This window comes from Methylobacterium sp. E-016 (assembly GCF_022829745.1).
Taxonomy (GTDB): Bacteria; Pseudomonadota; Alphaproteobacteria; order Rhizobiales; family Beijerinckiaceae; genus Methylobacterium.
This window is the reverse complement of record NZ_JAKSYF010000172.1, coordinates 58,243-83,082: the sequence shown is the minus strand read 5'-3', so window position 1 is coordinate 83,082 and position 24,840 is coordinate 58,243. Positions and strand designations below refer to the sequence as shown.

At 70.9% G+C, this 24,840-nt stretch carries 21 protein-coding genes; 11 read left to right on the top strand and 10 right to left on the bottom strand.

Annotated features, from left to right (window positions below):
- Positions 1 to 122 precede the first annotated feature (122 nt).
- From MKK68_RS25855 to MKK68_RS25835, 5 genes are all read left to right on the top strand, one after another.
- A complete protein-coding gene (locus MKK68_RS25855) occupies positions 123 to 3,443 on the top strand; it encodes a helicase-related protein (protein ID WP_409567327.1) in 3,321 nt (1,106 codons plus the stop codon).
- A 16-nt stretch (positions 3,444 to 3,459) separates the two neighbouring features.
- Positions 3,460 to 3,786 (top strand): RNA-binding S4 domain-containing protein, encoded by a 327-nt coding sequence (locus tag MKK68_RS25850; protein WP_147728547.1) that lies wholly within the window; start codon positions 3,460 to 3,462, stop codon positions 3,784 to 3,786.
- 207 nt (positions 3,787 to 3,993) lie between these two features.
- Positions 3,994 to 4,332, top strand: a complete 339-nt coding sequence (fdxA, locus tag MKK68_RS25845; protein ID WP_147728546.1) for a ferredoxin FdxA — start codon at positions 3,994 to 3,996, stop codon at positions 4,330 to 4,332.
- A 441-nt stretch (positions 4,333 to 4,773) separates the two neighbouring features.
- Positions 4,774 to 5,367, top strand: coding sequence for a CarD family transcriptional regulator (locus MKK68_RS25840; RefSeq protein ID WP_147728545.1), 594 nt, complete (start codon positions 4,774 to 4,776; stop codon positions 5,365 to 5,367).
- Between the two features lie 302 nt (positions 5,368 to 5,669).
- Positions 5,670 to 6,545 (top strand): RNA polymerase factor sigma-32, encoded by an 876-nt coding sequence (locus MKK68_RS25835; protein WP_244033356.1) that lies wholly within the window; start codon positions 5,670 to 5,672, stop codon positions 6,543 to 6,545.
- Between the two features lie 113 nt (positions 6,546 to 6,658).
- Here MKK68_RS25835 and MKK68_RS25830 read toward each other — a convergent pair whose 3' ends face one another.
- The 3 genes from MKK68_RS25830 to MKK68_RS25820 all read right to left on the bottom strand — a co-directional run bounded on the left by MKK68_RS25830 (position 6,659) and on the right by MKK68_RS25820 (position 8,743).
- A complete protein-coding gene (locus MKK68_RS25830; RefSeq protein WP_409567326.1) occupies positions 6,659 to 7,879 on the bottom strand; it encodes an SMP-30/gluconolactonase/LRE family protein in 1,221 nt (406 codons plus the stop codon).
- Positions 7,880 to 7,977: 98 nt separating this feature from the next.
- Positions 7,978 to 8,364: a cell division protein ZapA gene (locus tag MKK68_RS25825; RefSeq protein WP_243951472.1), complete on the bottom strand. Its 387-nt coding sequence runs from the start codon at positions 8,362 to 8,364 to the stop codon at positions 7,978 to 7,980.
- A 70-nt stretch (positions 8,365 to 8,434) separates the two neighbouring features.
- Positions 8,435 to 8,743 carry a DUF4164 family protein gene (locus MKK68_RS25820; protein WP_147860338.1) on the bottom strand — a complete coding sequence of 103 codons (309 nt, stop codon included), beginning with the start codon at positions 8,741 to 8,743 and terminating at the stop codon, positions 8,435 to 8,437.
- Positions 8,744 to 9,160: 417 nt separating this feature from the next.
- Between MKK68_RS25820 and gap the strand changes: the two genes are divergently transcribed.
- From gap to MKK68_RS25790, 6 genes are all read left to right on the top strand, one after another.
- On the top strand, positions 9,161 to 10,168 hold the full coding sequence (gene gap / locus MKK68_RS25815; protein WP_147729605.1) for a type I glyceraldehyde-3-phosphate dehydrogenase: 1,008 nt from the start codon (positions 9,161 to 9,163) through the stop codon (positions 10,166 to 10,168).
- Positions 10,169 to 10,311: 143 nt separating this feature from the next.
- On the top strand, positions 10,312 to 10,839 hold the full coding sequence (locus MKK68_RS25810) for a hypothetical protein (protein WP_243951470.1): 528 nt from the start codon (positions 10,312 to 10,314) through the stop codon (positions 10,837 to 10,839).
- Between the two features lie 26 nt (positions 10,840 to 10,865).
- Positions 10,866 to 12,068, top strand: a complete 1,203-nt coding sequence (locus tag MKK68_RS25805) for a phosphoglycerate kinase (RefSeq protein WP_244033355.1) — start codon at positions 10,866 to 10,868, stop codon at positions 12,066 to 12,068.
- Positions 12,069 to 12,166: 98 nt separating this feature from the next.
- Positions 12,167 to 13,237: a class II fructose-bisphosphate aldolase gene (fba, locus tag MKK68_RS25800; RefSeq protein ID WP_147860113.1), complete on the top strand. Its 1,071-nt coding sequence runs from the start codon at positions 12,167 to 12,169 to the stop codon at positions 13,235 to 13,237.
- A 282-nt stretch (positions 13,238 to 13,519) separates the two neighbouring features.
- Complete coding sequence (locus tag MKK68_RS25795) at positions 13,520 to 14,170, top strand: thiamine phosphate synthase (protein ID WP_147728079.1); 651 nt, start codon at positions 13,520 to 13,522, stop codon at positions 14,168 to 14,170.
- 32 nt (positions 14,171 to 14,202) lie between these two features.
- The gene (locus MKK68_RS25790; RefSeq protein ID WP_244033364.1) at positions 14,203 to 15,204 is read left to right on the top strand and encodes a tetratricopeptide repeat protein; all 1,002 of its coding nucleotides are present in this window, start codon (positions 14,203 to 14,205) and stop codon (positions 15,202 to 15,204) included.
- Positions 15,205 to 15,228: 24 nt separating this feature from the next.
- Here MKK68_RS25790 and MKK68_RS25785 read toward each other — a convergent pair whose 3' ends face one another.
- From MKK68_RS25785 to glgX, 7 genes are all read right to left on the bottom strand, one after another.
- Positions 15,229 to 15,651 carry a DUF779 domain-containing protein gene (locus MKK68_RS25785; protein WP_243933366.1) on the bottom strand — a complete coding sequence of 141 codons (423 nt, stop codon included), beginning with the start codon at positions 15,649 to 15,651 and terminating at the stop codon, positions 15,229 to 15,231.
- Positions 15,652 to 15,857: 206 nt separating this feature from the next.
- Positions 15,858 to 17,381 carry an aldehyde dehydrogenase gene (gene adh, locus MKK68_RS25780; RefSeq protein ID WP_243951464.1) on the bottom strand — a complete coding sequence of 508 codons (1,524 nt, stop codon included), beginning with the start codon at positions 17,379 to 17,381 and terminating at the stop codon, positions 15,858 to 15,860.
- 185 nt (positions 17,382 to 17,566) lie between these two features.
- Entirely contained in the window at positions 17,567 to 17,887 is a 321-nt protein-coding gene (locus MKK68_RS25775; RefSeq protein ID WP_147860111.1) for a plasmid stabilization protein, read from the bottom strand.
- A 50-nt stretch (positions 17,888 to 17,937) separates the two neighbouring features.
- Entirely contained in the window at positions 17,938 to 19,560 is a 1,623-nt protein-coding gene (locus MKK68_RS25770; protein WP_244033354.1) for a hybrid sensor histidine kinase/response regulator, read from the bottom strand.
- Between the two features lie 306 nt (positions 19,561 to 19,866).
- Positions 19,867 to 21,828 carry an AI-2E family transporter gene (locus tag MKK68_RS25765; protein WP_244033353.1) on the bottom strand — a complete coding sequence of 654 codons (1,962 nt, stop codon included), beginning with the start codon at positions 21,826 to 21,828 and terminating at the stop codon, positions 19,867 to 19,869.
- A 205-nt stretch (positions 21,829 to 22,033) separates the two neighbouring features.
- Positions 22,034 to 22,411: a response regulator gene (locus MKK68_RS25760; RefSeq protein WP_147728597.1), complete on the bottom strand. Its 378-nt coding sequence runs from the start codon at positions 22,409 to 22,411 to the stop codon at positions 22,034 to 22,036.
- Between the two features lie 141 nt (positions 22,412 to 22,552).
- Positions 22,553 to 24,823, bottom strand: coding sequence for a glycogen debranching protein GlgX (gene glgX / locus MKK68_RS25755; RefSeq protein WP_147844239.1), 2,271 nt, complete (start codon positions 24,821 to 24,823; stop codon positions 22,553 to 22,555).
- Positions 24,824 to 24,840 lie beyond the last annotated feature (17 nt).

The window sequence follows — 24,840 nt, the reverse complement described above, 5'->3', positions numbered from 1 at the left end:
GGCGGGGCCCGTCGCCACCCGGCGTCCCGCGCCGTGCGGCTCCCAGCGCCGAAGGGATTGCTCCGATCCTCCAGCACCGCCGCTCCCTTCCGCCCTCGGCCCGCGCGCGCGGGGTCACGGCGGTGCTGGGGCCGACCAACACCGGCAAGACGCACCTGGCGATCGAGCGCATGCTGGCCCATCCCACCGGGATGATCGGCCTGCCGCTGCGGCTGCTCGCCCGCGAGGTCTACCTGCGGGTCGTGGCCCGCGTCGGCGTCGACAAGGTCGCGCTGGTCACCGGCGAGGAGAAGATCAAGCCGGACCGGCCGCGCTACTGGATCTCCACCATCGAGGCGATGCCGCGCGACCTCGACGTCGCCTTCGTGGCGATCGACGAGATCCAGCTCTCCGCCGACATGGACCGCGGCCACGTCTTCACCGACCGCCTGCTGAACCAGCGCGGCCGCGAGGAGACCCTGCTGATCGGCTCCTCGACGATCCTGCCGCTGGTGCAGGCGCTGATCCCCAACGTCCACACCACCACGCGCCCGCGCCTGTCGACGCTGACCTATGCCGGCGAGAAGAAGCTCGGGCGGATGCCGCGGCGCACCGCGATCGTCGCGTTCTCGGCCGAGGAGGTCTACGCCATCGCCGAGCTGATCCGGCGCCAGCGCGGCGGCGCCGCCGTGGTGCTCGGCGCGCTCTCGCCGCGCACCCGCAACGCGCAGGTCGAGCTCTACCAGTCCGGCGACGTCGACTACCTCGTTGCCACCGACGCCGTCGGGATGGGCCTCAACCTCGACGTCGACCACGTCGCCTTCGCCGCCACCTGGAAGTACGACGGTACCCGCTTCCGCAAGCTGACGCCCGCCGAGCTTGGGCAGATCGCGGGCCGCGCCGGGCGCCACCTCTCGGACGGCACCTTCGGCTCGACCGGGCGCTGCCGCCCGTTCGAGCCCGAGATGATCGAGCGGCTGGAGAACCACGATTTCGACCCCTTGCGCATCCTGCAATGGCGCAACCCGGACCTCGACTACGGCTCCCTCGAGGCGCTGCAGGCGAGCCTCGACGTGCATCCGAGCGAGCCCGGCCTGACGCGGGCGCCGATGGGCGAGGACCAGCAGGCCCTCGAGATCCTGATGAAGGAGGACGACATCCGCGACCTGTCGCGGAGCCAGTCCGCGGTGCGCCGCCTGTGGGACGTCTGCGGCGTGCCGGACTACCGCAAGGTCCACCCGCAGGTGCATGCCGACCTCGTGGCCGAGCTCTACCGCTTCCTGATGAAGGGCATGGCCGGTCGCATCCCCGACACCTGGTTCGCCGAGCAGGTGGCGATGATCGACCGCACCGACGGCGACATCGAGACCCTGTCGCGCCGGATCGCCCACGGGCGCACCTGGACCTTCGTCGCCAACCGCCCCGATTGGCTTCGCGATCCGGAACATTGGCAGGGCGAGACGCGTCGGGTAGAGGACAGGCTGTCCGACGCCCTGCACGAACGCCTCGCGAGCCGCTTCGTCGATCGGCGCACCAGCGTCCTGATGCGGCGCCTGAGAGAGAACACGATGCTCGAAGCCCAGATTACCCCCGACGGTGACGTGACCGTCGAGGGTCAACATGTCGGCCACCTCCACGGCTTCCTGTTCGTGCCCGATGCCAGCGCCGAGGGCCACGAGGCCAAGACGCTCCGCAGCGCCGCCGAGAAGGGCCTCGCCGGCGAGATCGAGGCCCGCGCCGAGCGCTTCGCCGCAGCCGCCGACGCCTCGCTGGTGCTGAGCCACGACGGCGTGATCCGCTGGACCGGCGCGCCGGTGGCCAAGCTCGCCCCCGGCGACAAGATCTTCGCGCCCCAGATCCGCCTGCTCGCCGACGAGGCGCTCGCCGGCCCCGCCCGCGAGAAGGTGGTGGCGCGCCTCGACGCCTGGCTGAAGGCGCACGTGACGCGCCTGCTCGGCCCGCTGATCGAGATCGAGACCGCCGCCGACCTAACGGGCCTCGCCAAGGGCATCGGCTTCCAGGTCGTCGAGGCGCTCGGCGTGCTGGAGCGCGCCCGCGTGGCGCAGGAGATGCGCACGCTCGACCAGGACGGCCGCGGCGCGCTGCGCCGGCACGGCGTGCGCTTCGGCGCCTACCACCTGTTCCTGCCGGCCCTGCTCAAGCCGGCGCCGCGGACGCTGGCCGCCCAGCTCTGGGCCCTGCAGAACGGCGGCCTCGAGCAGCGCGGCCTCGACGAGATCGGGCATCTCGCCGGCTCCGGCCGCACCTCGATCAAGGTCGATCCCGAGATCGCCAAGGGGCTCTATCGCGCCGCCGGCTTCCGCGTCTGCGGCGGGCGCGCCGTCCGCGTGGACATCCTCGAGCGGCTCGCCGACCTGATCCGCCCCGCGGTCGCCTATCGCCCCGGCACCACGCCCGGCGCGCCGCCCCCCGGCACCGCGGACAAGGACGGGTTCGTCGCCACCGTCGGCATGACCTCGCTGGTCGGCTGCTCGGGCGAGGACTTCGCCTCGATCCTGACCTCGCTGGGCTACGCCGCCGAGACCCGGCCCGGCCCGGCGATCACGGTGCCGCTGCTCCCCGCCGCGTCGACGACGCCGGTCCAGCCCGCCGCCCCCGCCGCGGAAGCCACGCCCGAGGCGGCCTCCGAGACCGAGGTCGCCGAGGCCGCGCCCGCCGACGCGGCGACCTCGGAGGCCGTCTCGGACCCGGCGGAGCCGAACGCGCCGGATGCGGAGGCCGTCCACGGCGACGCGCCCGAGGCAACGCACGAGCCTGAGGCGGCGCCTGCCGCCGAGGAGCCGGTTGCGGAAGCAGCGCCCGCCGAGGAGGCCGTCGCCGAACCGGCGACGGACAGGGCAGGCGTCGAGGCGACGGCGGCCGAGCCCGCCGAGGCGCCGGCGACCGAGGCGGCTACGGCCGAGGCCCCGACGGTCGGCGAGGGTGCCGTCGCGCCGGCGGCCGACGCGATTCCCGCCGAGGCCGCGTCCGAGCTTCTCGCCGACACCGTCGCCGAGGAGCCGGCGACCATCGAGGTGTGGACGCTGCAGCGTCACCAGCGCCAGGCCAACCCGCGCCCGAACCGCCCGCGCGGTGCCGGCCGCGGCCGCGACGGCGCCCCGGGCGCGCCCCAGGGCGAGCGCCGCGAGGGCGAGCCACGCCGGGACGGCGGTCGCGACCGGCCGCGCCCCCATGCGGCCGAGGGCCGCGACCGGCCGCCGCGGCCGGACGGACCCCGGCCCGAGGGCGGCCGCCCGGAGGGTCCGCGCCGCCACGACGGCCCGCGCCGCGAGCGCTTCGAGCCCGGCGCCCGGCCCGACCGGCGCGACGAGCCGCGCCATGCCGGCCCCCGGCCGGATGCGCGCCCCCCGCGCCGCGAGCGGGCACCCGATCCCGATTCGCCCTTCGCCAAGCTCGCCGCCCTGAAGGCGCAGCTCGAATCCGGCGAAGGCGGCAAGCGCTGAGGCATCACCGGTCCGCATGAAGGAAGGGCGGCAGCGGCTGGACAAGTGGCTGTGGTTCGCGCGGGTGGCGAAGTCCCGCTCGCTCGCCGCCCGCCTCGTCGAGGACGGCCACGTCCGCCTCAACGGAACCCGGACCACGCTGCCGGCGAAGGGCTTGGCCGTCGGCGACGTGCTGACGGTGGCCGCCGCCCACGCCACGATCATCGTGCGCGTCGTCGACCTCGGGACGCGCCGCGGCTCGGCCGAGGTCGCCCGGCGATTGTATGCGGACCTGTCGGCCGGCGGCGAGGCGGCGCAGGCTCGATCGGTTTCCGAGCCCGAGCCGCCCCTAGAATCAGTGTAGACAAGCCACACTCCGGCACCGCGGGCCGGTTGCGGCATGGGTGCGCTTGTCAGCCCCCTTGGCAGGGGCTAGAGCCCTTGCCATCCAAGGGCCGACCCAAGGCCCGTCGACACGCAAGCCGAACGCGTCCTCGCCCGCCCGCGAGACCGTTCGAGCCCCCGGCGACCGCGGATGCGGCCAGCGCGGATCGAGGACGAAAATCGCACCATGACCTACGTCGTCACCGACAATTGCATCAAGTGCAAGTACATGGACTGCGTGGAAGTCTGCCCGGTGGACTGCTTCTACGAAGGCGAGAACATGCTCGTCATCCATCCCGACGAGTGCATCGATTGCGGCGTCTGCGAGCCGGAATGTCCGGCCGAGGCGATCAAGCCGGACACCGAGCCGAACCTCGAGACCTGGCTGAAGGTCAACGCCGACTACGCCAAGGACTGGCCGAACATCACCCAGAAGAAGGACGCTCCCGGCGACGCCAAGGAGTGGGACGGCGTGGCCGGCAAGTTCGAGGCGCATTTCTCCGCCGCCCCCGGCACCGGCGACTGATCACCCCAGCATCGGCCCGCGGCCTCGATGCCGCGGTTGCCTTGCCGGCTCGGTCCCGGCCTCAGCCAAACCGTGCATAACGTGCTTCGGACGGTGTCGAACCGTCGGGAGCGCGTCGCGCTGCTTTGATTCGACGGTTGATTTGTGATACACAATCCGCCTGCCGTCGCTCGCGCCTGACGTGCTGCCTGTCGCGTCCAAAAACGCGAATTCCGGATCGTCCAGGATAACAGGTGGCACGCGCTCGACTGCTGGAGGCTTCGCCTTCGGCGGCCGTTCTATCATGGGCTGCGCACGGCTGCGCCTGGGAGCTTTCGCCTGCCCGACCGATCCGGTCGGCGGCGTCGGTCGGGCGGTTGAAGCCGGGTGTCCCACCCCGGAAAGACATGGTCACGCGGGTGCTTGCAACCCCCCGCGCTTTGTTCTGGAGGCCCTTCTCGCATGACAACAGCCAAGAAGCCGACGACGGGCCGCCAGGGATTCAAGACCGGCGAGGCGGTGGTCTATCCCGCCCACGGCGTCGGCCGCATCACCGCGATCGAGGAGCAGGAGATCGCCGGCTACAAGCTCGAGCTGTTCGTCGTCTCCTTCGAGAAGGACAAGATGGTCCTGCGCGTGCCGACCGCGAAGGCCAACAGCGTCGGCATGCGCAAGCTCGCCGAGCCGGAACTGGTGAAGAAGGCCCTCGATGTGCTGACCGGCCGAGCCCGCGTCAAGCGGACGATGTGGTCGCGCCGCGCCCAGGAATACGAGGCCAAGATCAATTCCGGCGACCTGCTCTCGGTCACCGAGGTGGTGCGCGACCTGTACCGCTCGGAGGCCCAGCCCGAGCAGTCCTACAGCGAGCGCCAGCTCTACGAGGCCGCCCTCGACCGGATCGTGCGCGAGATCTCGACCGTCAACCGGATCACCGAGACCGAGGCGCTCAAGCTGATCGACCAGAGCCTGCAGAAGTCGCCCCGTCGCGGCAAGGCCGAAGCGGAGGCGGAAGCCGAGGCCGACGGCGACGAGGCCATCCAGGAAGAGGCCGCCTGAGGGCGCGCCCACCGGCCGGGATCGTTCCGGCCCCGTCCCATCCCGATCAGGCCCGGCGCGCGAGCGCCGGGCTTTTTCGTCCGTGCCGTCGCCCGCTCGATGGAGCGGTGGTCGGGTAACCTTCGATCGCGCAATCGTGCGTCCGACGGAACCGGACATCCTCGGCCCTGTTGGATCGCCGGCGGAACCTTCGCCTTCGCCCTCCCGTTGTTCGGTGCCTTGCGTGGACGCCCGGTCGGACCGGTGCCTCCGCAGGACGCGGCCGAGGCCGCAGCAGCGCTCGGAAGGAAGAGGCAGGCGGCATGGCGGAAATCGCGGGAATTCGTCGGCAGTTCATTCGCACCGCGATGGAAGCGCCGTTCCTCCAGCGGGACGAGGAACGCGGGCTGGCGGTGAGCTGGAAGGACGAGCGCGACGAGCGCGCCCTCCACAAGCTGATCTCGGCGCACATGCGCCTCGTGATCGCGCTGGCCGGTCGCTTCCGGCATTACGGCCTGCCGATGGCCGACCTCGTCCAGGAAGGCCATGTCGGCCTGATGGAGGCCGCCGCCCGGTTCGAGCCGGAGCGCGAGGTGCGGTTCTCGACCTACGCGACATGGTGGATCAGGGCCTCGATCCAGGACTACATCCTGCGCAACTGGTCGATCGTCCGCGGCGGCACCAGCTCGGCGCAGAAGGCGCTGTTCTTCAACCTGCGGCGGCTGCGCGCACGCCTGATGCAATCCACCGAGGAGCGCGTCGGCGACGAGATCCACCGCCGCATCGCCACCGCCATCGGCGTCTCCCGCGAGGACGTGGCGCTGATGGATGCCCGCCTGTCCGGCCCGGACATGTCGCTCAACGCCTCGGTCGGCGAGGAGAGCGAGGCCTCGTCCGAGCGCATGGACTTCCTCGTCGACGGCGCGGCGCTGCCCGACGAGACCGTGACCGCCACGGTCGACGGCGAGCGCCGCCATCTCTGGCTGCAGCAGGCGCTGACCGTCCTGTCCGAGCGCGAGCTGCGCATCCTGCGCGAGCGCCGTCTCGCCGAGGACCAGGCCACGCTGGAAGCCCTCGGGCATCGCCTCGGCATCTCCAAGGAGCGCGTCCGCCAGATCGAGAACCGCGCCCTGGAGAAGCTCCGCCGGGCCCTGGCCGACCGCTTCCCGCAGACGATCGGTGCCGCCTACGCCGGGTAGGACGCCTCTCCGCATCGGTGACGAGAAAGGCCCGCCCGGATGGTCGGGCCTTTCTCGTTTTCGCGACGTCCCGTCTTCCCTCCCCCTCTGCGGGGGAGGGAGAGCGTCGCCCCCTACTTCGTCGACGTGCCCGTCGAGCCGGTGGCGTCCACCGGGCCCGGCTTGATGCTCCACAGCTCGGTCGGCAGGGCCGCCGGGGCGTCGGGCTTGTAGAAGGCCGAGTCCTGAATGTGCGAGGTCGTGAACAGGATGGTGCCGTCCGGCGCCTCGGCGAAGGTGTCGGGCCAGCGCAGGCGCGGATCCTGGATCAGCACCGTCGGCTTCCCGCCCTTGGCGGACAGGTCGCGGACCTTCACCGCGTTCTCCTCCGGCGCGCTGACGTACATCCGGCCGTCGTGCCGGCTGATGATCAGGCCGTCGGCGGGGCCGTTCTCGCCCACCGTCTCGACCTTGCCCGACAGGCTCTTGTCGGTGAGCGCGCTCGGCACCACCGAGGACGTCAACCACCCGGTCAGCGCGTCGGTCGGGAGGCTGTAGAGCGTCTTGCCCTTGATCGCCTGCCAGTAGAGCGTCTTGCCGTCGGGCGAGAGCGCGATGCCGTCGGCCGCGAACTCGACGCCGCGCCCGTCGGACCGGCGCAGGGGCTTGCCGTCGTAGGTCACGGTCACGCTCTTGTCGGGCATGGTGGTCGGGTCGCCGTCGAGCAGGCGACGGGCCTTGCCGCTGTCGAGGTCGACCACGACCAGAGCGCCGCTCGCGCCGGAATCGGTGAGGTAGGCGGTCTTGCCGTCGGGCGAGAAGCGCACGTCGTTCAGGTACGAGCCCTGGGGCGCCACCGTCTCGTCGAAGGCGATGGTGCGAGCGGGCTTGTTGGTGCTCAGGTCGATCTCGACGAGCTTCGGCCCGTCCTTGACCACCGCCGCCATCGCGGGGGCGGCCGGATCGAGCACCCAAACGTTTCCCTTCGGGTCGGCGACCACGCTCTGCACGCAGATCCAGTGGTTGCGCGCGTCGACCTCGTCCTTCTTCGCGTTGCGCCACGCATTCCACTCGGCATCGGGGAACGGCGTCAGCTTGCCGTCCTTCAGCTCGGCGACCGAGATCGCGGTATCCTCGGTCCAGCGCGGGAAGTTGACGAAGATGCGCCCGTCCTTTCCGACGGTGACGCCGGTGACCTGATGCTCGAAGCTCGCCACCTTGGTCAGCGCCGGCACGGTGCCGGGCTGGGACGCGACCGTTTCCTGCGCCACGGCGGCGCCGGAGAGCGCGGTTCCGGCAAGGAGGGCGCTGCCGAGCACGAGGCGCGCGCGGATGCCGGTGATCGTCATGGTCATGGAGAACCTTTTTTCGGGGCGGCGGACGCGCCGCATCAGCCCGAACAACGCAGCCGGAGCCGGCCAAGCTTCATCGGACCGGCATCGTTCCGGGACGATCAGCGATGGTCGGCGCCCGCCGGCCCGGCGGTGGCGGCGAGGGTGCGGGCCATCCGCTCGATCCGCTCGGCGGCCCGCGACACGCCGTCGGAGACGCGGGCCGACCGATCCGCCTCGACCGCCTGCGACGCGGCCACCTCGGCGCGCAGCCGCTCGGCCTCGGCCTCCGCCACCGCGAGCCGGCGCTTCAGCTCCGACACCTCGTCGGAGATGGTCAGCGCCGCCATCACCTGAAGGCGCATGTCGCCGATCTCGCCGAAGGCCTTGCGCATGTCCGCGACCCGCGCGCCGAGGTCGGCGGCGAGCGCCGCCAGATGCGCCTCCTCGCCCTCGCCGCAGGCCATGCGGTAGCTCTTGCCGTCGATGGTGACGCTGATCTGGGGCATGCGTGCTGCAGGTCGGCCGAGGACGAGGAAATCGGGGCGTCGGCGGATTGGGCGCGTGCGCGCCGCCCGGTCAAGGGTCCGGGCGGGCGAGCACGGTCTCGACGGTGCCGATCGCCCGATCCAGCCGGCGGCCGACCGTGTCGGCGGCGGCCTCGACCTCGGCGAGGCGCGCGCTCGCGGCGTCGAGCGCCGCGGCGAGGCGGGCCCGGTCCTCGGCCATGATCGCGCGCTCCGCCGCGACGTCGTCGGGGTTGGCCTCGGCCTCGAGCCGGCGGGCGACCGCAGCTTCGAGTTGCAGCAGCGCCGCGTCGAGCCTGCGCAGGGCGTCGCCGGTCGGGTCGCCGGTCGGGTCGGTCGGGGGGCTTGCGGCATCGCTCATGTCTGCCGGCAGGTTTCCCCCATGCCGCGAAGGATTTCCAGCCGAATCCGCCGCCGACGCCCAGCCAAATCCAGTCCGGTCAGGCCGCCCGGATTGTCAGGACTTCGCACAGGCGGTCCCCGTCCTTCGCTTTGACAGCCCGGGGCACCATGTTAGAGACCCGCCGCACGCGCCTGGCCGGTTCTCGCGCGCGCTTTGTCCGGATACCCGACCCGTGCCAGTCAAGAGGCCCTCGCCCGCATCGTCCGTCTCACGGATGGTCCCCGGCGACCTGTGCCCGGGCCTCGCGTCGGTTCATCCCTGGTTCAATTCGGCGGTTCATAGAGCCGGCCGCAGCACCGGACGGCCGACGCGCCGTTCCGGTACCATCGAACGGCGCCCGCAGGTCGGCGCCTCATCTCGCGAAGGAGTCACGCCGTGACGGTGAAGGTTGCCATCAACGGGTTCGGGCGCATCGGCCGCAACGTTCTGCGCGCGATCCACGAGGCCGGCCGCAAGGACATCGAGGTCGTGGCGATCAACGACCTCGGGCCGGTCGAGACCAACGCGCACCTGCTGCGCTTCGACTCGATCCACGGCCGGTTCAACGCCAAGGTGGTGGTCGACGGCGAGTCCATCATCGTCGACGGCAATCGCATCCGCGTCACCGCCGTGCGCAACCCGGCCGAGCTGCCGCACCGCGAGCTCGGCGTCGACATCGCGCTCGAGTGCACCGGCATCTTCACCTCGAAGGACAAGGCCAAGGCCCACCTGGATGCCGGCGCCAAGCGCGTCATCGTCTCGGCGCCCGCCGACGGCGCCGACCTGACGGTGGTCTACGGCGTCAACCACGACAAGCTGACGGCCGATCACCACGTGATCTCGAACGCCTCGTGCACCACCAACTGCCTCGTGCCGGTGGCGAAGGTCCTCAACGACCTCGTCGGGATCGAGCGCGGCTTCATGACCACGATCCACTCCTACACCAACGACCAGCCCTCGCTCGACCAAATGCACAAGGATCTGTACCGGGCCCGCGCCGCCGCGCTCTCGATGATCCCGACCTCGACCGGCGCCGCCAAGGCCGTCGGCCTCGTGCTGCCGGAGCTCAAGGGCAAGCTCGACGGCACCTCGATCCGCGTGCCGACCCCGAACGTCTCGGCGGTCGACCTCGTGTTCACCGCCAAGCGCGCCACCTCCGTCGAGGAGATCAACGCGGCGATCGTGGCGGCGGCCGACGGCCCGCTCAAGGGCGTGCTGGCCTACACCGACCAGCCCAACGTCTCGATCGACTTCAACCACGACCCGCACTCGTCGACCTTCCACCTCGACCAGACCAAGGTCATGGACGGCACCTTCGTGCGCATCCTCGCCTGGTACGACAACGAATGGGGCTTCTCGAACCGCATGGCCGACACGGCCGTGGCGATGGCCAAGCTGATCTGACGAGCCGATCTGATCCGTCTCCCCCGGCCGGCTCGCGGACACCCCGCGGGCCGGCGGTTTCGCGACCCGGCCCGACCATCCGCGAAAAGCCGCGCCCCGCCGGGCCGCCCTCCGAACCGCAGACGAGAAAGGGTCCGTGACGAATGACCGACGCCCCCAAGACCGCGACCGGGCAGGACTTCATCCCGACGACGACTTCGCCCGTCGACACCCGGCCCGTCGACACCCGGCCTGTTGAGGCCAAGCCCGTCGAGGCCAAGCCCGCGGCCGCCGGTCCGGCCGGCGCGACGCCGATCGCCGCCAACCAGCTGTTCGACCAGCTCGCGCGGATCGAGGACAAGACCTCGCGGATCGAGGACAAGTACGCCCGCTCGGAGTCGCTGCTGACCCGGGTCGAGGACAAGGTCGAGGGCGCCTCGAACCGCATGAACGAGGCGGCCCGTCAGTCCGACCTCGCGGCGCTCCGCTCGGAGATGCGCGGCCTGACCGAGCGCCTGCGGCGCCTGCCCGGCACCGGCGCCCTCGTGCTCACCGCGATCATCACCGCCGTGCTGACCGTCGTGCTGATGATCGCCGTGCAGCGGCTCAACCTCGACAGCCTGCTGCCGCCGCGCGCGAACGCGACCGCCGCGGCGCCGGCCCCCGCCCCCGCCCCTTCGCCCGCGCGCTGACCGAAAGCCGACCGGAGCCCGACCGCATGACCGCCTTCCGCACCCTCGACGATGCCGGCCCGCTCGCCGGCAAGCGCGTCCTGCTCCGCGTCGACCTCAACGTCCCGATGGAGGCCGGCCGCGTCACCGACGCGACCCGGATCGAGCGCGTGGTGCCGACGATTCGCGAGATCGCGGGCCAGGGCGGCAAGGTCGTGCTGCTCGCCCATTTCGGCCGGCCGAAGGGCAAGCGCGAGGCCAAGGACTCGCTTCGGCCCGTCGTCGCCACCCTGTCGGACAAGCTCGGAAGCCCGGTGGCCTTCGCCGAGGATTGCGTCGGCGAGGCCGCCGCGACCGCCGTCGCCGCGATGCGGGACGGCGACGTGCTGCTGCTGGAGAACACCCGCTACCACGCCGGCGAGGAGAAGAACGACCCGGCCTTCGCCGACGCCCTCGCGACGAACGGCGACGTCTACGTCAACGAGGCGTTCTCGGCCGCCCACCGGGCGCACGCCTCGACGGAAGGCCTCGCCCACCGCCTGCCGGCCTATGCCGGACGCCTGATGCAGGCCGAGCTCGATGCCCTGACCAAGGGTCTCGAGGCGCCCAAGCGCCCGGTGATCGCGCTCGTCGGGGGTGCCAAGGTCTCGTCGAAGATCGACCTGTTGGAGAACCTCGTCACCAAGGTCGACATGCTGGTGATCGGCGGCGGCATGGCCAACACCTTCCTGCACGCGCAGGGCAAGGCGGTCGGCAAGTCGCTGTGCGAGAAGGACCTCGCCGAGACCGCCCTGCGCATTCTGGCCGCGGCCGAGGCCGCGAAATGCCGGATCATCCTGCCGGTCGACGCGGTCGTCGCCTCCGAGTTCAAGGCGAATGCCGCCAACGAGACGGTGCCCGTCGACGCGGTGCCCGAGGGCGGCATGATCCTCGACGCCGGCCCGAGATCGGTCGCCGAGATCGACGCGGCGATCGACGAAGCCGCGACCCTGGTCTGGAACGGCCCGCTCGGCGCCTTCGAGATGACGCCGTTCGATGCCGCCACGGTCGCCGCGGCGCGGCACGCGGCCGAGCGCACCACGGCCGGCAAGCTGGTCTCGGTCGCCGGCGGCGGCGATACCGTGGCCGCCCTGAACCATGCCGGCGTGTCGGAGCGGTTCTCCTACATCTCGACCGCCGGCGGCGCCTTCCTCGAATGGCTGGAGGGCAAGACCCTGCCCGGCGTCGAGGCGCTGCGCGCCAAGGACTGAGCCGCGAAACGATTTCGCGCCGCCCCACGCGATCCAGGCGTGCCGTGGCGGCGTTCTTCCCCCACAGACCCGAACAGAGCTTAGACGGAGCACGGACGATGGCGCGGATCACGTTGAGGCAGCTTCTCGATCACGCCGCCGAGTACGGCTACGGCGTGCCGGCCTTCAACATGAACAACATGGAGCAGGGGCTCGCCATCATGGCGGCCGCCGACGCCACCGATTCCCCGGTGATCCTGCAGGCGAGCAAGGGCGCCCGCGCCTACGCCAACGACATCGTCCTGGCCAAGCTCATCGACGGGCTCGTCGAGATCTACCCGCACATTCCCGTCTGCATGCATCTCGACCACGGCAGCGACGAGGCCACCTGCGCCACCGCGATCCAGTACGGCTTCACCTCGGTGATGATGGACGGGTCGCTCAAGGCCGACGGCAAGACCCCGGCCGACTACGCCTACAACGTCGGCATCACCCACAAGGTGTCGGAGATGGCGCACTGGGCCGGCGTCTCGGTGGAGGGCGAGCTCGGCGTGCTCGGCTCCCTCGAGAGCGGCGAGGGCGAGGCCGAGGACGGCCACGGCGCGGAAGGGGTGCTCAGCCACGACCAGCTCCTCACCGACCCGGACGAGGCGGTGAAGTTCGTCGCCGCCACGAAGGTCGACGCGCTCGCGGTCGCGATGGGCACCAGCCACGGCGCCTACAAGTTCACCCGCCAGCCCGACGGCGACGTGCTCGCGATGAACGTCATCGAGGAGATCCACCGCCGCCTGCCGACGACCCACCTCGTGATGCACGGCTCGTCCTCGGTGCCGCAGGAGCTGCAGGACATCATCAACCGGTACGGCGGCCAGATGAAGCCGACCTGGGGCGTGCCGGTCGCCGAGATCCAGCGCGGGATCAAGCACGGCGTGCGCAAGATCAACATCGACACCGACAACCGCATGGCGCTGACCGGCCAGATCCGGAAGGTGCTGGCCGAGAATCCGTCCGAGTTCGATCCGCGCAAGTACCTCAAGCCCGCCATGGAGGCGATGACCAAGCTGTGCAAGCAGCGCTTCGAGGAGTTCGGCACCGCCGGCCAGGGCTCGAAGATCCGCCCGATCTCGGTCTCGGCCATGGCCAAGCGCTACGCCAACGGCTCGCTCGACCCGAAGATCACCGCGAACTGAGGCGACCCGTCTTCGTTCCAGGCGATCGGAGAGACGAGCTCCACCCGATCGCCCCATACCCGTCATTCCGGGGCGCCGAAGGGCGAACCCGGAATCCGGATCCGCCGACGGAGCCGAACCGATCGCGTCCTTTGGTTCCGGATTCCAAGCTTTGCCGCGCAGCCCCGGAATGACGAGCGGGCCTGACAAGGTCTGCGCAGGACGTCGGGATCGATCGCCTTCGCAGCCCCTGAAACGTCCCTCTCCGCTTCCCCGACGCGCTGCGCGGCGGTATCAGGGCGCATGACCGACGCACCCCGCCTCACCCTGCTGACGCCGCATCGCGTCGGGCCCGAGCATGTCGACGCGCTGCTGCCCGCGCTCGAGCGCGCCTGCGGCGCCGGCGACGTGGCCGCGGTGATCCTGCGGCTGGCGCCGTCCGATGAGCGCAGCCTGATCGCCCTGGTCAAGCGCGTCGCCCCCGCCGTGCAGGCGGCTGGGGCGGCCTTGGTCGTCGCCGCGGCGGGCTTCCCGGGCGACCTCGTCAGCGTCTCGGCCCGCGGCGGCGCCGACGGCATCCACGTCGACAAGCCCGAGGACGGCACGCTGCAGGAGCTGCGCGGGCGCCTGCGCGACGGCCGGATCCTCGGCGTTGGCGGGATCGAGACCCGGCACGCGGCGATGGATGCGGGCGAGGCGGGCATCGACTACCTGATGTTCGGCGGCCTCTACCCGGACGGCGTCGCCGCCGAACCCGAGGCGGTGCGTGAGCGCACCGCGTGGTGGGCCGAGATCTTCGAGACCCCATGCATCGGCGTCGCCTGCGCCGAGACCGAGATCGCCGGGCTCGCGGCCACCGGCGCCGAGTTCGTCGGGCTGGAGAGCGGCCTGTGGATGGACGATCCCGCACGCATCGCGACGCTGCAGACGTCGCTGTCGGAGGTCGCCTCGTGAGGCGGCTCCGCGCCCTCGGCCTCGCGTTGCTCATGGCCGGGGGGGCCGTCTCCACCGGCGGCCCCGTCGTCGCGTCCCCCGGCACGGTCGAGCCGGCCAAGACGCCGGGCACCGATCCGGTGAAGCCGCCGATGCGCGAGCTGCCGACCCCCTACACCATCGGCTATTCCGGCGGCGCCCGCCCGCCGCCGACCGACCGCACGCCGGACTTCGCCTACGGCGCCTATCAGCGCGGGCAGTACGTGACCGCGTTCCGGGAGGCGACGAAGCGGATCGAGGCCGACCGCAAGGACGCGGCGGCGATGACGCTGCTCGGCGAGTTGTACAACCAGGGCCTCGGCATCAAGCCGGATCCGGTAAAGGCCGCCGACTGGTACCGCCTCGCCGCGGCGCAGGGCGAGCCCGGGGCGATGTCCTCGCTCGGGCTGATGTCCCTCGACGGGCGCGGCGTGCCCAAGGACCCGAAGGCCGGCCGGCGCTGGCTGGAGCAGGCGGCCGAGCACGGCTCGCCGACGGCGGCCTACAACTTCGCGCTGCTGCTGCTCGGCAGCGGCACCGAGGCCGACTTGGCACGCGCGGCGACGATGTTCCGCAAGGCCGCCGACGGCGAGATCGGCCCGGCCCAGCACGATCTCGGGGTGCTCTACCTGCAGGGCCGCGGCGTGCCGCAGGACGCGACCAAGGCGGCCGAGCTGTTCCGGCGGGCGGCCGACAACGGCGACCTCGCCGGGGAGGTCGAGTTCGCGATCCTGCTGTTCAACGGCAAGGGCCTTCCGAAGGACGAGGGACGTGCCGCCCGCTACTTCCTGCACGCGGCCGCCCGCGGCAACGCCATCGCCCAGAACCGCGTCGCACGGCTCTACGCCACGGGGCGCGGCGTGCCGAAGAACCCGGTCGAGGCCGCGGCCTGGAACCTCACGGCGGCCGGCCAGGGGCTGTCGGATGCCTGGCTCGACCAGGCGCTCGCCGGGCTCACCGCCGACGAGCGCACCCGCGCCGAAAGGCTGGCCGGCGACCGGTCCGAGGCGCGCTGAGCCCGCGCGGGCCGGCGGCGGCGCTCAGAGCTTGCAGGCGCCGTCGAGAGCTGCGTTCTCGGCTGCGGTGAACAGGCGCGAGCGGATGTGGAAGCGCTTCTCGCGGCCATTCTCGAGGGAGAACATGCCGCCGCGCCCGGGCACCACGTCGAGCATGATGTGGGTGTGCTTCCAGACCGCAAATTGCGGGCGGCTGATGTAGAAGTCCGCGCCGCCGACCTGGCCGAGATGGACGTCGCCGTCGCCGGTGATGAAGTCGCCGACGCCGTAGCACATCGGCGAGGAGCCGTCGCAGCACCCGCCCGACTGGTGGAACATCACCGGGCCGTGCTCGGCCCGCAGCTCCGCGATCAGCTCGAGGGCGGCGGGCGTCGCGGTGACCCGCAACGGGGTGCCGTCGACGCCGGCCTGCTCGGCGGTGGTCTCGGTCGTCGCGGTCTCCGTCATGCGTCGCTCCCGTTCGCCGTGATCGCCCGGCTCGATCCTATGTGGATCGCGCCGCGCCGAAATGCAGGGGGCCCGCGCCGGGCGGCGATCGGCACCGGCAAAAAGCCCCGGCCGTTGCGGGCCGGGGCAAGGTCGTCTCGGGCGACGTCGTCTTGCGGTCGAGACCGAAGCCCCGGCCTTGGCGGCCGGGGCGGTTTCTCGCTGGCCTAGAAGAAGCCGAGCTTCTTGGCCGAGTAGCTCACCAGCATGTTCTTGGTCTGCTGGTAGTGGTCGAGCATCATGCGATGGTTCTCGCGGCCGATGCCGGACTGCTTGTAGCCGCCGAAGGCCGCGTGGGCCGGGTAGGCGTGGTAGCAGTTGGTCCAGACGCGGCCGGCCTGGATCGAGCGGCCGAAGCGGTAGGCGCGGGTGCCGTCGCGGGTCCACACGCCGGCGCCGAGGCCGTAGAGCGTGTCGTTGGCGATGGCGAGCGCGTCGGCGTCGTCCTTGAAGGTCGTCACCGAGAGCACCGGCCCGAAGATCTCCTCCTGGAAGATCCGCATCTTGTTGTGGCCCTGGAGCACCGTCGGCTGCACGTAGAAGCCGTCGGCCAGGTCGCCGTCCTTCACGTTGCGCGCGCCGCCGGTAAGCACCTGCGCGCCCTCCTGCCGGCCGATGTCGATGTAGGAGAGGATCTTCTCCATCTGCTCGGACGAGGCCTGCGCGCCGATCATCGTCGTGGGATCGAGGGGCGAGCCCTGGGTGATCGCCTCGACGCGCTTGACCGCGCGCTCCATGAACCGGTCGTAGATCGACTCGTGCACGAGCGCGCGGCTCGGGCAGGTGCAGACCTCGCCCTGGTTGAGGGCGAACATGGTGAAGCCTTCGAGCGCCTTGTCGAAGAAGTCGTCGTCCTCGTTGGCCACGTCCGCGAAGAAGATGTTCGGCGACTTGCCGCCGAGCTCCAGAGTCACCGGGATCAGGTTCTGCGAGGCGTACTGCATGATCAGCCGGCCCGTCGTCGTCTCGCCGGTGAAGGCGATCTTGGCGATGCGGGGCGAGGAGGCGAGCGGCTTGCCGCATTCCAGGCCGAAGCCGTTGATGACGTTGAGCGTGCCCGGCGGCAGCAGGTCGGCGATCAGCTCCAGCACCACGAGGATCGAGGCCGGGGTCTGCTCGGCCGGCTTCAGCACGATGCAGTTGCCGGCGGCGAGCGCCGGGGCGACCTTCCACACCGCCATCAGGATCGGGAAGTTCCACGGGATGATCTGCCCGACGACGCCCAGCGGCTCGTGGAAGTGGTAGGCGACCGTGTCGTGGTCGATCTCGGAGATGCCGCCTTCCTGGGCGCGGATGCAGCCGGCGAAGTAGCGGAAGTGGTCGATGGCGAGCGGGATGTCGGCGTTCACCGTCTCGCGGATCGGCTTGCCGTTGTCCCAGGTCTCGGCCAGCGCGATCAGGTCGAGGTTCTCCTCCATCCGGTCGGCGATCTTGTTGAGGATGCGGGCGCGCTCGCCGGCCGAGGTGCGGCCCCAGGCCTCCTTGGCGGCGTGGGCGGCGTCGAGCGCCTTCTCCACGTCCTGCGCGTCCGAGCGGGCGACCTCGCAGATGACCCGGCCGGTGATCGGCGAGGTGTTCTCGAAGTAGCGGCCGTTCGCCGGCGCGACCCACTGCCCGCCGATGAAGTTGTCGTAGCGGGCCGAGAACGGCGACTTGGTCTTGGCGTCGGCCAGGAATTCCGGCTTGTTCATGGTGCTGTTCCTCCGTGCGGTTCCGGCATGGCGTGCCGGCCTTTTTCGGCTTCTCGCTGGCCGATCGCAGCCAAAGCCAGTTGGGAGGCCTTGGCAAGTTGGACTTTTGGCCAACCAGGTCCGCGAGTGCTCGTCGGAGGGTAGCCGGATCGCCGCCGTTTGGCGACCGCCGCCGGCAGCAGGGGTCAGCCGCCGCGATTCGCCTTGCGGGTGGCGGCCGCCTTCCTGGCGGAGGCGGAGCGCTCTTCCGGCGTGCGCGCGGCCGAGGCCTTGCCGCCCGCCTTGCCGCCCTTCTCCCCGCCCGCATGCGCCGCCGGGTGGCCGGTGGCCTTGCCCCGGCCGGAGCCGCCGGGCTTCTTGCCGCCGCCGTCGTCCTTGTTGACCGTCGCCCAGGCGCGGGCCTCGGCCGCCTCCTCGGGCACGCCGCGCTTCTCGTACGAGTCGGCGATGTGCTCGGCCTTCCGCACCTGCTTGTCGGTGTACTTGCCCTTGTCGCCCTGCGGCATGATCGACCTCGCGTCTCCGCCCGATTCACCCGTCCGCCGACGCGACGTCCTCAGCCGGTCCCGGTCGGCCCGTCGAGGACGGCGCGCACGCGACGGATCAGGTCCGTGCGGCGGTAGGGCTTGTTCAACACGTCGAACTCGGATCCCCCCGCGTCGGTTCGCTCCAGGCTCGCCTCGGCGTAGCCGGTGGTGAGCAGCACCTTGAGCCGCGGCTGCCGGCGCCGCGCCTCGCGGGCGAGCATCACCCCGTTCATGCCGCCGGGCATGATCAGGTCGGTGAAGATCATGTCGATGCGGTCGTTGCCGTCGAGGATCTCCAGGGCTTCGCGCCCGTTCCCGGCCATCAGCGTGACGTAGCCGAAGTCGCGCAGGATCGTCCGGGCGAGCTCGGCCACGTCCTCGCGGTCGTCGACGATCAGGATGGTCTCGGTGCCCTGGCGCTCGATGGCGCGGGCCGCCGGCTTCGGCGCCTCCTTCACCCCGGTCTCGGTCACCGGGAACGACAGGCGCACGGTGGTGCCCTCCCCCTGGACCGATTCGATCTGGGCCGCGCCGCCCGACTGCTTGGCGAAGCCGTAGACCATCGAGAGGCCGAGCCCGGTACCCTTGCCCTCCTCCTTGGTGGTGAAGAACGGGTCCATCACCCGCGCCAGCACCGAGGGCGGCATGCCGGTGCCGGTGTCGGTGATCGAGACCCGGACGTAGCGGCCGGCGCGCAAGGGGCCGGTCCCGGTGATGTCGCGCTCGGACACGTCGAGGTTCTCGGTGATGATGCGGATGCGGCCGCCCTCCGGCATCGCGTCGCGGGCGTTGATCATCACGTTGAGCAGCGCGACCTCGGCCTGGGTCGGGTCGACCCGGCAGTTCCACAGGTCCGGCGCCGGGTCGTAGTCGACGGTGATCGCCTCGCCGACGGAGCGGGCGACCATGTCGCGCATGCCCTCGATCAGGGCGTTGAGGTTGACCGCGCGGCCTTCCAGCCGCTGCTTGCGCGAGAAGGCGAGGAGCTGCTGCGTCAGCGTCGTGGCGCGCTGCGCGGCCTGGCGGATGTTGTCGGCGGCACGCCCGAGGCGGCCCTTGTCGGCATCCGGCTTCTCGAGCCCGGCGCTGAGGATGTCGACGTAGCCGACGATGACCTGGAGCAGGTTGTTGAAATCGTGCGCGATGCCGCCGGTGAGCTGGCCGAGCGCCTCCATCTTCTGGGCCTGGCCCAGCGCCTCCTCGGCGTCGCGGCGACGCGACACGTCGAGCTGCGAGGCGAAGAAGTACAGCAGCTCCCCCGCGGTGTCGTAGAGCGGCGAGACGAACAGCGCGTTCCAGAAGGTCGAGCCGTCCTTGCGGTAGTTCAGGATCTCGGTGCTGTACTCGCGCCGCTCGTCGATCGCCGCGCGCACCTGCGCGACCGCCTCGCGGTCGGTCTCCGGTCCCTGCAGGAAGCGGCAGTTGCGGCCGACGATCTCCTCGCGGCTGTAGCCGGACATCGCGATGAAGGCGTTGTTGGCGAAGATGATCGGGTTGTCGGACTGGCGCGGGTCCGTCACCGTCATCGGCATGCGGGTCGTCTCAACGGCCGCGAAGAAGATCTCGTTGCGCGGGTCCGACATGGCGGAGACGGACCCGGTGCCGACACGGGTGGTGCGGCCGGTCGGCGGTGTCTCGGGCGTCTGGGTCATGTCGACGGGGTCTCATCCTTCGGCATCGGTCGGCCGCTCCATCGCTTCGTTCGACGCCGGCGAGCCGCTGCGCCTGCGCAAACGCGTTCTGGCTTACGATCCGGATCGACACCACCGCGATAACGCCAGGGGGCGCCCGGGCGATCCCGGCATTCTGGCGAAGGTCAGGCCCGCGCCGAAGCCGAAAGCGCGGATGCCGCCCGGCGAGCCGGTCTCGCGCATCGGCGAAGGCGTGAAAACCCGCTTCGCCGCCCAGCCGTCGCGCCGGCCGGTGCACGACGTCGCCCACATCGTCGATCGCCGCCGCTACTCGGCGGCCTGCGGCAGGCGGGGCTCGGATCGCGCGGCCGGTTGCGCCGCCGCCGGCATGCGCGAGACCGCGATGGCGTTCTCGATCGCGTCGTTGAGCGTCGTGACCAGGAAGTCGGCCGAGGTCGCCCGGCGCAGGTGATCGAGGGTGGCGGGATCGCGCTCGCCCCAGAACCCGACGAGGACGCTGACGCCCGGCACCGCGGCGCGCGCCTGCCGCACGGTGAAGCGGATCTGCGACAGGCTCACCGGCTCGAGATAGGAGAAGCAGATCATCGCCAGGCTGCCGACATCCTTCGGCCGCGCGCCGGCGCGGATCGCGGACATCGCGATCACCTCGGAGCGCAGGCCGTGGCGGTCGAGGGTCTGGCTCAGCATCAGCGTCGCCGCCTCGTCAAACGGGCCGCGGCTCGAGACGCAGAGCACCGGCACGGCGCCGCGCCAGGCCGGCGCAAGGTCCGACGGCTTGAGCACGACGGCGGCGACCTCGCGGTCCGGCCCCGCCGCGGCGACGGCGGCGGCGGCCTCGGAGCTCCCGGTGCGGGCCTTGCCCCTGCCGGGGCGCCGGGCCACCGGCGTGGTGCCGAGCCGCGCGACCACGGTGCGGATCGCGGCGCCGACCTCGCCCTGGCGCTCCCGGTCGAGCGTCCCGCGCGACAGGTCCTCCTGCGCCAGCCTGAGGCCGGCGAGCACGACCTCGTCGTAGTAGGTGACGAGCGCCCGCTCCTTGAGGAACTGCCGGCCCTGATCGATCGCCTCGGCCGGATCGTTGGCGAGCATGCGCTGGTAGAAGATCTCCGGCGGATCGAGGGCCGGCTGGTCGCCGAGCAGCACGTCGAGATACCAGAGCCGGTCGACGTGGCGGCCGAGCACAACGAGGCAGACGGTGAGCGGGGTGGCGAGCACGAGGCCGATCGGCCCCCACAGGAAGGTCCAGATCGTCGCCGAGAGGATGACCGCGATCGGCGAGAGCCCGGTGGAGTGCCCGTAGAGCAGCGGCTCGATCACGTGGCCGGCGATCGGCTCGACCACCAGGAACAGGGCCGCGGTGGCGATCACCATGGTCCAGCCCGGATCGACCGAGGCCGCCAGCACCAGCGGCAGCAGGGCGCTGATCGCGGCGCCGATATAGGGCACGAAGCGCAGGATCGCCGCGAGCACCCCGAACAAGGTCGGGCTCGGCACGCCGATCAGCCACAGCCCGACGCCGATCACCACGCCGAAGGCGACGTTGAGGGCGAGCTGCGCCAGGAAGAACCGGCTGAGGCGGCGCGCCGCGTCGTCGATCGCCGCGGTGGTGCGGCGCAGGTCGCCCGAGCCGCCGGCCAGCCGGATCATCCGGTTCCGCAGATCCTCGCGCTGGAGCAGGATGAAGATCGTGAAGATCAGGATCAGGCCGGTGGTGGCCAGCGGGTGCAGGATCGGCCCGGCGAAGGTCTGGAGGTTCTCGACGAAGCCGGCCCGCGCCGCGCGGATCTCGACGGTGAGCGGATGCCCGGCGCTGCCCGGATCGCCCTTCAGCTCGGGCGGCGGCGGCGGCGACAGGGTCGCGCTCAGGTCTTGGAACACGTCGACGATTCGCGACAGCGTGCCGGTGTCGGCGGTCGCCCCGCGCAGAGACTTGATCTTGTCCTGCATCACCAGGGAATAGCGCGGCAGGTCGGACACGAGCTGGCCGCCCTCGCGCGCGATCAGGGTTCCGATCCCGAACAGCGCGCCGAACACCACCACGACGACGAGCAGCACCGCCGGCACCCGCGGCACGCGGATATGCCCGAGCAGGCGCACCGCCGGCACCAGGACGAAGCTCAGCAGGATCGCGAGCGTCACCGGAACGAGGATGTCGCGCCCGAAATACAGCGCCGCCATCACCGCGACGACGAGGAGGAACGAGGCCAGCGCGACGAAGACCGGCAGGCCGTTCTTGAGGCGCTGCGCGGTGACGGGATCGTCGCTCATGGGATTACGCTCCGGTTACGCTTGAGTTCGACCGCTCGAGTGTTCTCCCATCCGCGCTCCTCATCCTGAGGTGGCCGCGTCAGCGGCCCTCGAAGGAGCCCTCCAGGCCCCACCGAGACCGCTGGAGAGCTCCTTCGAGGCCTCCGCTGCGCTGCGGCACCTCAGGATGAGGGGGATGGATGGGAGGGAACCGCCCTATCCCGCCTCAGGCCGACGCCGTCTCGCCCAACGCCGCGCTGATCTGGCTGAGCAGCTTCGAGAAATCGACGGGCTTCGGGTGGTAGTCGTCGCAGCCGGCCTGGATCGCCTTGTCGCGGTCGCCCGACATGGCGTGGGCGGTGAGCGCGATGATCGGGATGCCGCGGGTGTCGCTGCCGGACTTCAGCGCGCGCGCCGCCGACCAGCCGTCGAGGATCGGCAGGTTCATGTCGAGCAGGATCACGTCGGGGCGCCCCGAGCGCGCCTGCTGCACCCCGGCCTCGCCGTCATGGGCCAGGATCACCTCGTACCCGCGACGCTTGAGCCGGCGGGACAGGAAATCCCAGATCTCCTCGTGATCTTCGACCAGCAGTATCTTGGGCATGGATGATGGATCCCTCGACGCATGACCGTCAGACTCGTCGCCGCCGCGCGTCGATACCCAACGCACGGCGGCCCGCGATCGTCCGATTTTTGTATTCAGCCCCTCGTGGCAGATCGTCCGCCCGAGGGGAAGACGCCGAAATCAGCGATCGGATTCGTCGAGGTGGAAGTGGACCTCGTGGATGTTGGCCCGCTCGAAGGCCTGCATCACGTGCTGGTAGGACCGCTCCATCTCCGTCACCGCGTCGCCGGGCGTGTCGTCCGGCTTCAGCACGAACATCAGCATCGAGCGGCCGGTGACGTCGTAGCGCTCGCCCGAGGCGAAGCTCGCGATCTCCTGGCTGTCGGGCAGGTTGGTGTCGAGCAGGCGCGTCCAGGCCGATCCGCCGACCGACTCCGGCAGGGTGAACTGCACGAGGTCATGGTAGGCGTTGTACATGATGAGCAGGGTGGCATCGCCACCGCGGCGGTGAACGCCGGTCGCCTGGGCCCGCCCGTCGAGCAGCACCGCGAGCGAACGCGCGCCACCGTCGGTCCAGTTCTCGGACCCCATCTCGGCCCCGTCCGGGCGCAGCCAAGTCACGTCCTTGACGCCGAACTCCTCGTCGTACCGGCCCGTGAGGAAGCGGCCGCGGCTCAGGATCGGCAGCGCGTTGCGCAGCAGGATCAGGCGTTGGGTAAACTCGGCGAGATCGCGCTCCTCGGCGCCGATCGCCCCCCAGTCGATCCACGACACCTCGTTGTCCTGGCAGTAGGCGTTGTTGTTGCCCTTCTGCGTCCGCGCGAACTCGTCGCCGGCCAGCAGCATCGGCGTCCCGTGGGACAGGAACAGGGTCGCCAGCATGTTGCGCATCTGGCGTAGGCGCACGGCGCGGATCGCCGGGTCGTCGGTCGGTCCCTCGACGCCGTAATTGTACGAGAGGTTGTGCGAATGGCCGTCGCGGTTGTTCTCGCCGTTGGCCTCGTTGTGCTTGTCGTTGTAGGCGACCGTGTCGTGCAGGGTGAAGCCGTCATGCGCGGTGAGGAAGTTCACCGAGGCCCAGGGCTTGCGCCCGCGCTTGTTGAACTTGTCGGCCGAGCCGGTGATGCGGTTGGCGAGATCGGGCAGCAGACCCTCGTCGCCCTTCCAGTAGCCGCGGACGTCGTCGCGGAAGCGGTCGTTCCACTCGGCCCAGCCCGGCGGGAAGCCGCCGACCTGGTAGCCGCCCGGGCCGCAATCCCACGGCTCGGCGATGAGCTTCACGTCGTTCAGCACCGGGTCCTGGCGGCAGGCGTCGAGGAAGCCGCCGCCCTCGTCGAAGCCGTGCGGCTCGCGGCCCAGGATGGTGGCGAGGTCGAAGCGGAAGCCGTCGACGCGCATCTCGGTCGCCCAGTAGCGCAGGCTGTCCATGACGAGTTGCAGCACGCGCGGATGCGAGAGGTTGAAGGTGTTCCCGGTGCCGGTGTCGTTGATGTAGTAGCGCTCCTGCCCCGGCAGCAGCCGGTAGTAGGAGGCGTTGTCGATCCCCTTGAACGACAGGGTCGGGCCCTTCTCGTTGCCCTCGGCGGTGTGGTTGTAGACCACGTCGAGGATCACCTCGAGGCCGGCGCCGTGCAGGCGCGCGACCATCTCCTTGAACTCGGAGAAGGCGAAGTCCGGCACCGCCGCGTAGCGCCGCGCGGGGGTGAAGAACGAGATCGTGTTGTAGCCCCAGTAATTGACCAGGTTCTTTTCCTGCAGGTAGTCGTCCTGCACGAAGGCGTGGACCGGCAGCAGCTCCACCGCGGTGACGCCGAGGCTCTTGATGTAGTCGAGCACGTCGGGGTTGCCGAGGCCCGCATAGGTGCCGCGCAGGCGCTCGGACACCCGCGGATGGTTCTTGGTCAGGCCCTTCACGTGGGCCTCGTAGATGATGGTCTTCTCCCAGGGGATGTTCGGCTTGCGGTAGGCGCCCCAGGTGAAGGCCGGGTCGATGACCTGGCTGCGACGGGTGAACGGCGCGCTGTCGCGCTCGTCGAAGGTCAGGTCGTCGCCGGTCTCCATCTGGTAGCCGAACAGGGCCGGGTTCCAGGTGATCGAGCCGACGAGCCCCTTGGCGTAGGGGTCGATCAGCAGCTTGTTGTGGTTGAAGCGGTGCCCGGCCTTGGGCTCGTAGGGGCCGTGGACGCGGTAGCCGTAGATCGTGCCGGGGCGCGCGTCGGGCAGGTACCCGTGCCAGACCTCGTCGGTGTATTCGGGCAGCGCGATCCGCTCGATCTCCTTCTCGCCGGACTCGTCGAACAGGCAGAGCTCGACCTTGGTCGCATGGGCGGAGAAGACGGCGAAGTTCACGCCGAGGCCGTCCCAGGTCGCGCCGCGGGGATAAGGCTTGCCTTCCTGGATGCGCGAACGAACGGGACGGGTCGAGGCTGCGTAGCGGTTATGGTCGGCCATGTTCACTCCGGCGGCCG

Excerpts from the sequence above, each read along its gene's own strand:
- MKK68_RS25850 (WP_147728547.1), top strand. The coding sequence starts at position 3,460 with ATGAAGGAAGGGCGGCAGCGGCTGGACAAGTGGCTGTGGTTCGCGCGG.
- fdxA (WP_147728546.1), top strand. The coding sequence starts at position 3,994 with ATGACCTACGTCGTCACCGACAATTGCATCAAGTGCAAGTACATGGAC.
- MKK68_RS25840 (WP_147728545.1), top strand. The coding sequence starts at position 4,774 with ATGACAACAGCCAAGAAGCCGACGACGGGCCGCCAGGGATTCAAGACC.
- MKK68_RS25835 (WP_244033356.1), top strand. The coding sequence starts at position 5,670 with ATGGCGGAAATCGCGGGAATTCGTCGGCAGTTCATTCGCACCGCGATG.
- MKK68_RS25830 (WP_409567326.1), bottom strand. The coding sequence starts at position 7,879 with ATGACCATGACGATCACCGGCATCCGCGCGCGCCTCGTGCTCGGCAGC.
- MKK68_RS25825 (WP_243951472.1), bottom strand. The coding sequence starts at position 8,364 with ATGCCCCAGATCAGCGTCACCATCGACGGCAAGAGCTACCGCATGGCC.
- MKK68_RS25820 (WP_147860338.1), bottom strand. The coding sequence starts at position 8,743 with ATGAGCGATGCCGCAAGCCCCCCGACCGACCCGACCGGCGACCCGACC.
- MKK68_RS25810 (WP_243951470.1), top strand. The coding sequence starts at position 10,312 with ATGACCGACGCCCCCAAGACCGCGACCGGGCAGGACTTCATCCCGACG.
- MKK68_RS25805 (WP_244033355.1), top strand. The coding sequence starts at position 10,866 with ATGACCGCCTTCCGCACCCTCGACGATGCCGGCCCGCTCGCCGGCAAG.
- fba (WP_147860113.1), top strand. The coding sequence starts at position 12,167 with ATGGCGCGGATCACGTTGAGGCAGCTTCTCGATCACGCCGCCGAGTAC.
- MKK68_RS25795 (WP_147728079.1), top strand. The coding sequence starts at position 13,520 with ATGACCGACGCACCCCGCCTCACCCTGCTGACGCCGCATCGCGTCGGG.
- MKK68_RS25790 (WP_244033364.1), top strand. The coding sequence starts at position 14,203 with ATGGCCGGGGGGGCCGTCTCCACCGGCGGCCCCGTCGTCGCGTCCCCC.
- MKK68_RS25785 (WP_243933366.1), bottom strand. The coding sequence starts at position 15,651 with ATGACGGAGACCGCGACGACCGAGACCACCGCCGAGCAGGCCGGCGTC.
- adh (WP_243951464.1), bottom strand. The coding sequence starts at position 17,381 with ATGAACAAGCCGGAATTCCTGGCCGACGCCAAGACCAAGTCGCCGTTC.
- MKK68_RS25775 (WP_147860111.1), bottom strand. The coding sequence starts at position 17,887 with ATGCCGCAGGGCGACAAGGGCAAGTACACCGACAAGCAGGTGCGGAAG.
- MKK68_RS25770 (WP_244033354.1), bottom strand. The coding sequence starts at position 19,560 with ATGACCCAGACGCCCGAGACACCGCCGACCGGCCGCACCACCCGTGTC.
- MKK68_RS25765 (WP_244033353.1), bottom strand. The coding sequence starts at position 21,828 with ATGAGCGACGATCCCGTCACCGCGCAGCGCCTCAAGAACGGCCTGCCG.
- MKK68_RS25760 (WP_147728597.1), bottom strand. The coding sequence starts at position 22,411 with ATGCCCAAGATACTGCTGGTCGAAGATCACGAGGAGATCTGGGATTTC.
- glgX (WP_147844239.1), bottom strand. The coding sequence starts at position 24,823 with ATGGCCGACCATAACCGCTACGCAGCCTCGACCCGTCCCGTTCGTTCG.